Origin of the sequence: Treponema brennaborense DSM 12168 (genome assembly GCF_000212415.1) — a bacterium.
In the GTDB taxonomy this organism is placed as follows: Bacteria; Spirochaetota; Spirochaetia; order Treponematales; family Treponemataceae; genus Treponema_F; species Treponema_F brennaborense.
In genome coordinates this window covers 1,609,023-1,621,358 of the sequence record NC_015500.1, presented here as the reverse complement: position 1 = coordinate 1,621,358, position 12,336 = coordinate 1,609,023, and the positions used below count along the sequence as shown (strand labels likewise).

Sequence of the window (12,336 nt, the reverse complement as noted above, 5' to 3'; positions counted from 1 at the left end):
ACTCCGCCTATTCTGTTCACGTTGACGAACCGAATCGTGATTTTTCTCTGTGCGTTTTTGTGCATTCTGTGCGTCTTTTTCATTACGGCGAATTTCAGGCAGTTTTTGGATAAAAACGTGCTGCTCATCCTGCATACGATGCAGTTCGCGGCTGCGTTTTTGCTGCCGTTTTGCATGGCGTCGTTCGTGCAGGGAATAATTTTCGCCGTTTCGTATCGCAGTATCCGCTACGCCGCGTATGCGGTGGCCGCGGTGCTTGCCGCCGCGTTCGCCTTGCTGTTTTTCCTCTTTTCCGGAGCACTCGATTTCATGTGCGCGCGCTTGACGTAAGTATGAAACCGATTTATTATTCACCAATGGATAAAAGACTGTTCGGTATCCGCGGCGCGGTTTGCTGCGAAAATTCCGAAATTGAAATTGAACGTGCGGTTTCGTCGTTGTGTGCCGCCGTGTTTGCCGAAAATAAACTGACTGAAGACGATTTCGTTTCCATCCAATTTACCGTCACTCCGGATTTGGATGCGCTCAATCCTGCCGCCGCGTTACGGCGCGGCCCGTGCGGTGCGCTCGTACGGCGTGCGGCGCTGTTTTGCAGCGCGGAACCGGTGGTTGCCGGTTCGCTGCCGCGCGTCGTCAGACTGCTGGTTACCGCATATATGGATGCGGATAGAATGCCGGTGCACGTGTATACCGGCGGCGCTGAAGTGTTGCGGCCGGATTTCGTTTCCGGCACTGACGGAAATTGATCGTATGACCGACCAGATATACACGGTGCCCCGCACGCTTTGGCTTATTAGCAGGGAATACGCCGGTATCGCCGAAGCCGGCGGAGTCAAAAACGTCGCGTGTTCCCTGTGCGAAGGTCTCGCCGCGAAAGGCTGCGCCGTTACGCTGCTTATTCCCCGATACGCCTGTTCCGATTTTCACGCGGTTACCGAGTACACGCCCGATTGCGTCGCACCGCAGCAGGTGTGCGTTGCGGAAAAAGAGTATACCGTTTCATTCGATTCCGGTTACTGCAACGGGGTAAAGCTCGTGTTCGTGCTGCATCAGATTTTTGCCGACAAAACGGGCGTGTACACGTATACGGCGGAAGACGAGCGGCGCGATCCTCGCCGTAAGCGCGGAACGGGACATGCCGACGCGCTGCTGATGGATGTCCTGTTTCAAAAAGCCGTTCTGGCATACGGTACCGTTTGCGGTCTGCTGCCGGACGTGATTCATTGTCAGGACGCGGCGACCGCGCTGATTCCGGTCATGGCGCGCAATCTCGCGCCTTTCAGCGATTTTTTCGGCCGGACGCGGTTCGCGGTTACGATACACAATGCCGGCCCCGGCTACCATCATGAATTTCCGTCCGTCGCCGCGGCAATCGAATATACCGGACTGCCGGAACCGCTCGTGTCGGCGGCGGTAAACGGCGCTGCGGTGGAACCGTTTCTGCTCGCGGGGGCGTACGCGGGACTTTCCACGGTGTCTCCCTGGTACGCCGACGAATTGCTGAATCCGGCAAACGCCGATACCGGCGGTCTGTCCGTCTTGTTTTCCCGCAGGCATTTTCGCATTAAAGGAATTACGAACGGTATCGACTGCGACAAGTACGATCCGTCCGATACGGCGAAGTCGCTGCTGCCGTTCGCTTTTGCGCCTGCGCACGGCGAACTCGACGGAAAATATAAAAACCGGAAATTTTTTATCGAAACGTACGCGGGCAAAGCGGCCGTTTCGGACGCGTATCCGGCGCTGGTTCGCTCCGGCTATCTGCAAAACGAAAAAAAAGGAGAGCGTCCCGTTTATTTTTGCTACCACGGCAGGATCGTAAGCCAGAAAGGTATCGATATCCTGATACTGGCAGCTTCGGCGCTGCTCGCGTCGCGTACGGATGCACGGGTTGTCATCGTCGGGCAGGGTGAAGCGCTGCTTGAAAACGCGCTGGGTGATCTCGCCGTAAAGTATGCCGGCCGGTGCGTCTATTTTTGCGGATATGACCGTGCGGTTTCACGGCTTGCGACTGCCGTGTCCGATTTTATCGTATTGCCCAGCAAATTCGAACCGTGCGGGTTGGAAGATTTTATCGGACAGCTGTTCGGCACGGTACCCGTTGCGCACGCCACCGGCGGTCTGAATAAGATCAGCGACGGTGAAACGGGCTTTCTCTATACCGAAAACACGCCGGAGCAGCTGCTGTCCGTACTGACGCGGCTTACGGCGCTTGTGAAAAACGAGCCGTCCGCTCTGTATTCGCTGATCGAACGGGGTGCCGTCTGCGTTGCCGACCGGTATGCGTGGGAAAAGGTTATCGAGCGGGAATACGTGCCGTTTTACGCGGGGTTATAATTTTATGTTTTTTTTGAAAAAAAATAAAAGACGCTTGACACTTTGCAGGCGTTCTGGTATATTCCTATACGTTCGTTATGCCAATTTAGCTCAGCTGGCCAGAGCACGTGATTTGTAATCTCGGGGTCCAGGGTTCGAATCCCTGAGTTGGCTTACTGAATGAAGTATAACGGGGAGGTTCCCGAGCGGTCAAAGGGGGCAGACTGTAAATCTGTTGGCTCCGCCTTCGAAGGTTCGAATCCTTCTCTCCCCATCTTTCAGGGCGTTGAAATGAGTTGCATTTCAGCGCCCTTTTTTTTTGGAGCGTATGTTGCCGGAAGTTTTTTATGAAAACGGTTTGCGATTTTCATGTCAGCGGTGTTCTCGCTGCTGCAGACACGAACCGGGATTCGTGTATCTGTCCAGAAATGATTTGACAAATTTGTGCCGATGGTTTAATTTGGAAGAAGACGTTTTCATTCGCACGTACTGCCGGTGGGTTCCGTACTACGACGGAACGGACGTTTTGTGCTTGCAGGAAAAACTCGGCTATGACTGCGTTTTGTGGGACGGCGAGTGCACTGCGTATGCCGCGCGGCCGCTACAGTGTTCCGTCTATCCGTTCTGGTCTTTTCTGCTTGAAAACGAAACGGCGTGGAACGATGAAGCGGCTTCGTGTCCCGGTATCAATCGGGGCGAATTGCACGGTAAAGAAGAAATAGAAAAAAAACTTGCCGGTTACCGGAACAATACGGTAATCCGGAAAATGAAATAGGAGTATCGGCTGTATGAATGTCCGTTTCTGGGGAGTACGGGGATCCGTACCGGCGCCGCTGACACCACAGCAAGTCAAAGCTAAAATCGAAGCCGTCGTTCAGCGTATTTCTGCGCGCGATATCGAATCATCCGATGCACGGGAGCGATTTCTGGCGTCGCTGCCGGTTTCATTGTACGGAACGGTCGGCGGCAATACGGCTTGCGTGGAATTAACCGACGCGGCGGGTACGGTGTGTCTGCTGGATTGCGGAACCGGCGTCAGGGAATACTCGAAACACGGAAGCCCGGCTGCGGACAACACGTATCATATCGTTTTGTCGCATTTCCATTGGGATCACATACAGGGATTGCCTTTTTTCGATCAGGCGTATCAGCGTCAATGTTCGCTGCATTTTTATTCACCGTTTCCGGCGGCTCCCGCGCTGTTTGCAAAGCAGATGCAGCTTCCGTATTTTCCGGTACAATTCGACACGTCTTTTCATTCCTCCATTACGTTTCATACCATCAAGACGAAAGAGCCGTTTCGGATCGGCAACAGTACGGTCGTCAGTAAAAAAATGTCTCACCCGGGAAATTCGTACGCGTATTCGTTTACAGAAGACGGCAAAAAATTCATTTACGCAACCGACGTGGAGTTGTCTGCGGATGACTTTGAAGTTACCGCCGAAAACGCTGCATTTTTCAGCGACGCCGAAGCTATCGTTTTGGACGCGCAGTATACGGTTGAAGAAGCGCTGTATAAGGCGAATTGGGGACATTCGGCGTTCTGCTACGCGGTGGATTTTGCCGTAAAATGGAACATTAAAAAGCTGTATCTGTTCCATCATGAACCGGCGTACGACGACCGCAAGATTCATTCCATTCTGCAGTCGGCGCAGTGGTACGCGCAGTACGTGCTGAAAACGGACGTGCAGGTGTTTCTCGGGCAGGAAGGAGTTTCGTTCGGTTTATGATGCATTCAGACGGCGGCAGCCGTGCGTCTTTTTCGTATGAATTTTCACAAAAAGAAACGGAACTGCTTGCAAAATTTTTCCGCAGTTATCATAGTATGATTCCGGAGGGACTTGAACAGTTCAGGGACGAAATGCTTGCTTTCTTATATAGTGCGATGACTATAGACGAAGCGGAAGCTTTTTTCCGGGACTGAATGAAGCCGTGCTGAAAGTTTTCGCTTTTCCGCCGGCAGGTTGACCAGGAAGGTTTGCGCATGAAAAAATACACCCCAGTTATGATCGCCGTTTCGGTATTCGCCGTACTGCTCGTTTGCTGTGCAGCGGGATACGCCGTGTGGCAGTTTATGATGCGGCCGGTTTCCCTTTCCGGAGAAGAAACCGTTTCGGTTCGCGTGGAAGTTCCGTCCGGCAGAAGTATCCGTTCCGTCGCGCGGGAATTGCAGCACGCCGGAGTGATCCGTTCGGAATTGTTCTTTTACGCGGCGGCCCGCGCTGCCGACGTCAAACTCAAATCGGGCGTGTATACGGTTTCCTCCGGAATGTCCGTGGCGGACATATTCGAGCTGATCCAATCGGGCAGACAGGATTATATCGCCGTGAGCATTCCCGAAGGATTGACGGTTTCAAAAATTGCCGGACTGCTTGAAGACGCCGGCGTAACCGGCCGTTCCGATTTTATCGCTGCATCCCGGGACGCGGCGCTGCTTGCCGATTATGCGATTCCGGCGGAAAGTTTCGAGGGGTATTTGTTTCCGGACACGTATTATTTCAATCCCGCCATGGATGCCGAACAGGTTGTGCGCATGATGGCCGACACGTTTTTTGCGCGCGTCGCAACCGTTGCGGGAGCCGAACGGCTTTCGGCGGCGGATTTGTTTTACGTCGTCCGGCTGGCTTCCATCGTGGAGCGCGAATATCGGCTTGCCGACGAAGCGCCGCTGATTGCGAGCGTTTTTGCCAACCGGCTGCGTCGCGGAATCGGGCTGTATTCGTGCGCGACCGTGGAATACGTGATTACGGAAATCGAAGGCCGCCCGCATCCTGATATCATCACGAATAAGGATCTGAAACTCGAAAGTCCGTACAACACGTATTTGTGGGCGGGACTTCCTCCCGGACCGATTTCCAATCCCGGACTCGTTGCGCTGAACGCAGCGGCGAATCCTCCGGTAACCCCGTACTATTATTTCAGGCTGGTAGATCCTGCCAGCGGCGCGCATCACTTTTCAGCCGATTTTGACGAACACGTTGACGCCGGAAACTTGTACACCAAAAAGGCGGCGGGCAGGTAATGGCGGGACTCATTTCTCAGGACACGATTCGCGACGTCGTCGACCGTACCGATTTGGTGTCTCTCGTCGGTGAATATACGCGCCTTGAAAACCGGGGAACCGATTGGTGGGGCTGCTGTCCGTTCCATTCGGAAAAAACGCCGTCGTTCCACGTAGTGCCCGACCGTAAAATGTATTATTGTTTCGGTTGTCACGAAGGCGGCAACGCGATCGATTTTTGCATGTCGATGGAAAAACTATCTTTCACCGAAGCGGTCGTTTCGCTTGCAAAACGCGCCGGTGTGGAAGTCGTCTATTCCGGCGGCGGCAAAATGCAGGTTCCGGAATACGACACGACGAAAGACCAGTATATCGATTTATATACGCGGGTTGCCGGTTCTTATCACTATTTCCTGACGGCGACGGAAGCGGGTAAATTCGCGCTTGATTACGTTACCGAGCGCGGCTTGACCGCCGAAACGATCGCCAAGTTTAAACTCGGTTATTCGCCTGCCGACCGGCATTGGCTCGGGCAATTTCTGCGCGGAAAAAACTACAGCGCGGAATTTCTGGAAAAATCCGGCCTTTTCTCGAAAAAGTATCAGGGTGTGTCTTTTTTTTCAGACAGGCTGATGTTTCCGATATTCGACCGTAAGGGCCAAGTCGTGGCGTTCGGCGGCAGACTGCTGCACGGCGACGGTCCGAAATATATCAATTCCGGCGATCTTATTCAGTATAAAAAAGGCGAAACGCTGTACGCGTTCAATTTTGCCCGGCAGGCGATCCGTGAAAGCAAATCGGTCATCTTCTGCGAAGGCTATATGGACGTTATCGCGTATCATCAGTGCGGCATTACGAACGCGGTCGCTCCGTTGGGAACGGCGCTTACGGGCGAACAGGTGAAACTGGTGCGTTCGTTCGCCGATACGGTGTATTTGTCGTTCGACAGCGACGGTGCCGGCAAAGCGGCTACTTGGAAAGCCATTTTGCTGTGCCGGGAAGCGGATTTGACGGTGAAGATCATTCAATTGCAAGGAGCCAAAGATCCTGCGGAGATTATGATCAAATACGGTCGGGATACGTTGACTAATTACGTAAAAAACGCTATAATAGATAGTGATTATTTGTTGTCTATTTTAGCGAAAGAACATCAAATCGATACCCCCGAGGGTAAGACGAAAGCTGCGTTGGCATTTTTTCCCTACATTGATGCGCTGAAATCGGACATGCAGAAAGAATCGTGTCTCGCGTTGCTTTGGCAGACATTTAATCTTAATCCGGAGGCGGTTAAGAGGGATTTTACGAATCGGGCTGACGCCCGAAAGCGTATCAGCGCGCATGAAAGCGATACCGGCGAACACAGCGGAAACGTTTCTATCAAATTGAACGCGGAACTGCGTGCCGTATTGGTCGTTATCTCGAATTTTGATTCTTTCGCTCTGATGCGCACGACGCTGACTGCGGACGATTTTGAGGATCCGCTGGCAAGAAGTTTATTTATTACACTGGAAGAATGTTACCGGGAAGATTCGGTTTCGTATAGCAGTATACTGGCAAAATGCGGCGGTGAACAAGTAAAAAATATGGTAGCAAAAGTTGTTACTTCCGGCGAATATGCCGAAAATCCGCACCAACTGATCGAAGACAGTATAAAACTTATTAAACGAAACAGTCTGGAACGCAAGCGGACTCGGCTCATGAACCGGATCCGCCAATTCAAAGTTGCAACGCTCGAAGATCAAAAAGAGTTGGATGCGCTTCTTTCAGAAAAAATGACTCTTGATTATGAATTAAACAATAAATAAGGATGCACACTGATGGATGAACTCGATCCTGCGATTACAAAACTGCTTGAATACGGAAAAACAAAACATTCGGTTACCTGGGATGAACTTAACGAATACTTGCCTCCTGAAATTCTGAACACCGACAAGATGGAAAACGTCTTGATGCTGCTCGAAAAAAATCACGTCCAAATCGAAGAAGAAGACACGCTGGACGATGCCGACGCTTCGGCTGACGACGCTTCGGCTGACGACGCTTCGGCTGACGACGCGTCGGACGACGACGATTCTACCGAGGAAGAAACCAAACCCGAAGAACCTGAGCGCAAACGGCTGGTCTACAACGATAAGGATTCAAGCGGAGACGATCCGGTCAGATTATATCTGCGCGAAATCGGTAAAGAGCATCTGCTGACGGCGGAGCAGGAAGTTTTCCTTTCAAAAAAAATGGAAGACGGCGAAAATATCATTAAAAACGTGATTAAAAAATCCGGTATCCTGATTCCCGAATTTTACAGCATCGGAATACGTGCGTTTTCGCGCATCGACATACACGAACCCGGCCGGAACCGCAAGGAAATCAACGAAGAAATGACGGAAAAGCGCCGGCTCAAGACGAGTTACAGTGAACATATCAAACCGGTTTTTGCGGACATGAAAGGATATATGCAGCTGAAAAAACAGCTGTACGAAGTGGATCAGACCCGGCAGATTTTTGAAGATTCCAATCTGGTGGAGCTTCGTGAAAAGATTTTGCCGTCGCTGCAGCTCATAGACATTCAGTCCGAAGAAATCGAACGCTTTTCCACCCGGTTTATTGAAGCAACCAAGCGTATCAGCGAATATCGGCACCGGCAGGAAAAGAAAGCGAAAGAACTGCGTATTTCCGATTACAGCGAATTGCGCAGTCTGGGTAAGCGGATCGCCATAAAATCCGAACGGACGAAGCTCGAATACGACTTGGGTATGTCCGCGGATGAAATCCGCGAAGTGTATACGCAGATTCAGAAAATAGACCGCAAACTGCGCCGTCTCGAATACGAATTTGAAAACGACGTTTCGGAAATCCTTTCGATGGCGAAAGAAATCGATCGCGGCCGGCGCATGATGAAAGAAGCGAAAAACCGCCTTATCAACGCGAACCTGCGATTGGTCGTTTCCATCGCAAAAAAATATACGAACCGCGGATTGCAGTTTTTCGATCTGGTGCAGGAAGGCAACATCGGTCTTATCAAGGCGGTCGAAAAATTCGAGTACCGCAAAGGCTATAAGTTTTCCACGTACGCCACCTGGTGGATACGCCAGGCTATCACGCGCAGCATTTCCGATCAGGCGCGTACGATCCGCGTACCGGTGCACATGATCGAGCAAATCAATAAAGTGGTGCGCGAATCGCGTCAGCTGATGCAGCGCTTCGGACGCGAGCCGACCGACGAAGAGATCGCCGCTCAGCTGGGCTGGCCGGTGAATCGCGTCAAACAGGTGAAAAGCGTTGCGCGTGAACCCATTTCGCTTGAAACGCCGATCGGTGAAGAAGAAGATTCTCTGCTTGGAGACTTTATCGAAGATAAGGAAGTCGAAAATCCCGCCGCGAAGACGGCTTACACGATGCTGCAAGACCATCTGCGTTCGATTCTGGCGACGCTGCCGCCGCGCGAACAGGAAGTTCTCAAAATGCGGTTCGGACTTGACGACGGATTTTCCCTCACGCTGGAAGAGGTGGGCTTGTATTTTAACGTTACCCGCGAGCGTATCCGTCAGATAGAAGCAAAAGCGCTGCGGCGGCTTCGGCATCCCCGGCGTTCCGGCGGATTGCGGGATTACATAGATTGACCCGCTGCGCCCTAGACATTAAAAGAATAATAGTATAAATTATACCAACAGAATGTAAGAGGTTTGTTTCATGGAAATGACGGATGTGTTTGACAAATTACAGATGCTGCAAGATATTCTTGCAGAAAAATATGAGATAGAATCGAAAATCGACGATTCGCCGAAGCTGCTCAATTCTCAGGATGAATTGCTCGCCCGTCTCAAAAAAGAATACATCGAAAAGAACGCCGTATACGAAGAAGTAAAGGCAAAAAACGCCAAACTCAGATGCGATTTGGAAGAAGCGATCGCCGCCCGTGAACGCGGAGAAAAAGGCATGGATTCCATTACGACACACCGCGAATACGAAGCGCTCGATAAGGAAATCAAAGACGCAACGGAACGGGAAACCCAGATCCGTAAAGACCTCCAGAAAGAAGAAAAATCTCTTGCCGATCTGAACGAGTCGCTGCAGCAGACGAAGCAGTTGATCGACACGCAGCAGACGGAACTCGATTCCGGTAAAGAATCGCTTGCCCGCACGATCGACGGCTACAAAGCGCAGCTTGCCGAGCTTAAAAAAAGCGAGGCGGAAATCGTTCCCGGCATCGATCCTGAAATCATTTTCAAATTTGAACGTATCATAAAGAGCAAACAGGGCAAAGGTATCGTTGCGGTAAAAGGCAACGTGTGCGACGGTTGTCACATGATTCTGCCGGCTCAGTTTGCAAACGAAGTCCATAACGGCGATAAAATCGTGTTCTGTCCGTATTGCAGCCGTATTCTGTTTTATGAAGAACAGACGGACGGCGAAAACGAATACTTTCATATTGAAGACGCCGGGAGTCTTGCAGACCTTGACGACGATTTTGAAGACGAAGAATTTGAAGACGACGCCGAAGAGGACGAACGGGAAGATACCAAGGAAATGGATTTCGACGAATAGTTGGATATCGAGCAGAAGATACGTGGCCGCTGCCGGTTGTACGATACTCCGTGCAACCGGGAGAGGAAAGTCCGGGCTCCTTCGGAAAAAATGCCGGTTAACGACCGGGCGGAATTGCGGCTTTCGGGTCGCGGTTCTGACAGACAGCGCAACAGAAAATAAACCGCCCCGGCGACGGGGTAAGGGTGAAAAGGCGGGGTAAGAGCCCACCGGGCAGACGGTAACGGATGCCGCAGGGCAAGCCTCATTTGGAGCAAGGTCAAGCAGTAACTGTAATTCCGATACGGAAAGGGTTCCTTTCCGCAGTTACGGGTAGACCGCTTGAAGTGCAGGGTAATCTGCACTCTGGATAGATGGCCATGCCGCGATGAACCGTATTCGGTTCATCGCGGGGAACAGAACCCGGCTTACGGTATCTTCTGCTTTTTTTATATTTGTAGGAATTGCGGTGACGATGAAAAAGAAATACGACATGCGGCGCGATATTGTCAGACGGAAAAATACGTTTTTTCGCCGTTTTGCCGTGTGCGTATTGATTATCGCCGTTGCGGCGGCGATCGCGATTCCGGTATATCGCTTCGTTCATTCACGGACGGCTTCTTCGGTAAAAATCGACGACATATACGCGCAGTGGAACGCGGGCCGGTATGAAGCGGTGTACGATATGACGTCTTTGATTCTTGAAAAGAAAATCCTACACAATACGGCGCTCACGTTCCGCGGCTATGCGGGATTTTACCTTGCCGTCGCGCAGACGGACACGGTGCAGGCGCAGTCTTATCTGGACGAATCTATAAATTGTTTGCGCGTCGCGCTTCTGTCCGCAAAAAAATCGGTTCAGCCGCAGATCATGTACATGCTGGGTAAAGCGTATTTTTACAAGAATACGCTTTCGGCGTATCATTACTACAGCGATCTTGCCGTAGCGTATTTGGGTGCGGCACAGGATGCCGGATATTCGGCGGACGATATTCCCGAATATTTGGGCTTGAGTTACGCTGCGTTGGGGATGACGCGTGAAAGTATCGCGGCTTTTACGGAAGCGCTTTTAGTCCGCGAATCGGACGTATTGCTTTTGTCCATTGCGGAGCAGTATTATAAGAACGGTCAGCCGACTGCGGCAAAGGCATATCTGCACCGGATAAACATGGACAGTTCCGACGACGTACTGAAACTGAAAAGTCACGCGCTGCTGGGACAGATTTATCTCGATGAAAAGAATTTTTCCGAAGCGTTGGCGGAATTTCAAACAATTCTTGAAAAAGATCCGAATTCTGCTGACGCGTACTATGGAATTGGTGTAATATATGAAAATCGGGGCGACTTGATTAAAGCCCGCGCGGAATGGCGCAAAGCGCTCCGTATCGACGTGAATCATCAGGGCGCCTTAAAAAAAATGGCCGAATACAAATAGAACAAGGATGGGTGTATGGGATTTTTTGATAAGTTTTCTACAGATATCGGTATAGATCTTGGAACCTGCAATACGCTGATATACGTACGCGGACAGGGTATCGTAATAAACGAACCGTCGGTCGTCGCCGTTGAAAAAGGGACGAATCGAGTCGTTGCCGTCGGAGCTGAAGCGAAACGTATGCTGTGGAAAACTCCGGGCAACATTACCGCGATTCGTCCGCTGAAAGACGGCGTTATAGCCGATATGGACAGTACCGAAAAGATGATCCGGTATTTCATTTCAAAAATAATTCCGCGCCATCAGATTTTCAAATCGACCCGCATGAAGATCGGTATTCCCACGTGCATTACTGAAGTTGAAAAACACGCTGTAGAGGAAGCTGCCGTAAAAGCCGGCGCCAAAGAAGTCGAATGTATCGCCGAATCTCTCGCGGCTGCAATCGGTGCCCAGATTCCGATCAACGAACCGGCCGGTCATATGGTGTGCGATATCGGCGGCGGTACGACCGAAGTTTCCGTCATTTCGCTCGGCGGCATGGTTATTACGAGTGCCATCCGTTTGGGCGGCGACGAATTCGACGAAGCGATTATCAAACACGTACGCAGCGTGCATAATCTGGTTATCGGGCAGCAGACTGCGGAACGGCTCAAAATGGAAATCGGAAACGCCGCGCCGGACAAAAATATCGAAAAAATGGAAATAAAAGGAACCGACGCTATTACCGGACTTCCGCGGCGCCTTGAAATCGATTCCGTGGAAGTGCGCGAAGCGCTCAAAGACCCGGTTACGCAGATAGTGGAAGAAATTAAACGTACGCTGGGAAAGACGCCGCCCGAACTTGCGGCCGATATCGTTGAACGCGGTATCGTCATGACCGGCGGCGGTTCGCTGCTGAAAGGGCTGCCCAAGCTCATTTCAAAAGAAACCGGCGTTCCCGTTATTCTGGTTGAAAATCCGTTGGAATGCGTCGCTATCGGAGCAGGTCAGGCGTTCGAGCTGTTCCGCGACATATCTTCCGACCGAAGTATTTACGATAACCTGAACAATTAAGCGGATCGGC

12 protein-coding genes, 2 tRNA genes and 1 other RNA gene are annotated in these 12,336 nt (G+C 51.3%); all 15 read left to right on the top strand.

Annotation, left to right across the window (positions count from 1 at the left end; genetic code table 11):
- The first annotated feature begins 21 nt into the window (after positions 1–21).
- A complete protein-coding gene (locus TREBR_RS07035) occupies positions 22–330 on the top strand; it encodes a hypothetical protein (RefSeq protein WP_156786628.1) in 309 nt (102 codons plus the stop codon).
- A gap of 26 nt (positions 331–356) precedes the next feature.
- Positions 357–746: a chorismate mutase gene (gene aroH, locus TREBR_RS07030; RefSeq protein WP_041610721.1), complete on the top strand. Its 390-nt coding sequence runs from the start codon at positions 357–359 to the stop codon at positions 744–746.
- A gap of 4 nt (positions 747–750) precedes the next feature.
- On the top strand, positions 751–2,337 hold the full coding sequence (locus TREBR_RS07025; RefSeq protein ID WP_013758497.1) for a glycogen synthase: 1,587 nt from the start codon (positions 751–753) through the stop codon (positions 2,335–2,337).
- Between the two features lie 79 nt (positions 2,338–2,416).
- A tRNA-Thr gene (locus TREBR_RS07020) sits at positions 2,417–2,490 on the top strand.
- Between the two features lie 18 nt (positions 2,491–2,508).
- Positions 2,509–2,590, top strand: a tRNA-Tyr gene (locus tag TREBR_RS07015).
- 54 nt (positions 2,591–2,644) lie between these two features.
- Complete coding sequence (locus TREBR_RS07010; protein WP_013758496.1) at positions 2,645–3,091, top strand: YkgJ family cysteine cluster protein; 447 nt, start codon at positions 2,645–2,647, stop codon at positions 3,089–3,091.
- A gap of 13 nt (positions 3,092–3,104) precedes the next feature.
- Positions 3,105–4,046 (top strand): MBL fold metallo-hydrolase, encoded by a 942-nt coding sequence (locus TREBR_RS07005; protein ID WP_013758495.1) that lies wholly within the window; start codon positions 3,105–3,107, stop codon positions 4,044–4,046.
- Entirely contained in the window at positions 4,043–4,240 is a 198-nt protein-coding gene (locus TREBR_RS07000; protein WP_013758494.1) for a hypothetical protein, read from the top strand. Before TREBR_RS07005 ends, TREBR_RS07000 begins: the two co-directional genes overlap by 4 nt.
- Before the next feature lie 60 nt (positions 4,241–4,300).
- Positions 4,301–5,338: an endolytic transglycosylase MltG gene (gene mltG / locus TREBR_RS06995; RefSeq protein WP_013758493.1), complete on the top strand. Its 1,038-nt coding sequence runs from the start codon at positions 4,301–4,303 to the stop codon at positions 5,336–5,338.
- Positions 5,338–7,122 (top strand): DNA primase, encoded by a 1,785-nt coding sequence (gene dnaG / locus TREBR_RS06990; RefSeq protein ID WP_013758492.1) that lies wholly within the window; start codon positions 5,338–5,340, stop codon positions 7,120–7,122. The genes mltG and dnaG overlap by 1 nt, the downstream gene beginning before the upstream one ends.
- A 12-nt stretch (positions 7,123–7,134) precedes the next feature.
- Positions 7,135–8,934: an RNA polymerase sigma factor RpoD gene (gene rpoD / locus TREBR_RS06985; RefSeq protein ID WP_013758491.1), complete on the top strand. Its 1,800-nt coding sequence runs from the start codon at positions 7,135–7,137 to the stop codon at positions 8,932–8,934.
- A gap of 70 nt (positions 8,935–9,004) precedes the next feature.
- Entirely contained in the window at positions 9,005–9,859 is an 855-nt protein-coding gene (locus TREBR_RS06980; protein WP_013758490.1) for a zinc ribbon domain-containing protein, read from the top strand.
- A 12-nt stretch (positions 9,860–9,871) separates the two neighbouring features.
- An RNA gene (gene rnpB, locus TREBR_RS13975) (RNase P RNA component class A) lies at positions 9,872–10,285 on the top strand.
- A gap of 28 nt (positions 10,286–10,313) precedes the next feature.
- Positions 10,314–11,273: a tetratricopeptide repeat protein gene (locus TREBR_RS06975; RefSeq protein WP_013758489.1), complete on the top strand. Its 960-nt coding sequence runs from the start codon at positions 10,314–10,316 to the stop codon at positions 11,271–11,273.
- Positions 11,274–11,288: 15 nt separating this feature from the next.
- Positions 11,289–12,326 (top strand): rod shape-determining protein, encoded by a 1,038-nt coding sequence (locus TREBR_RS06970; RefSeq protein ID WP_013758488.1) that lies wholly within the window; start codon positions 11,289–11,291, stop codon positions 12,324–12,326.
- Positions 12,327–12,336 lie beyond the last annotated feature (10 nt).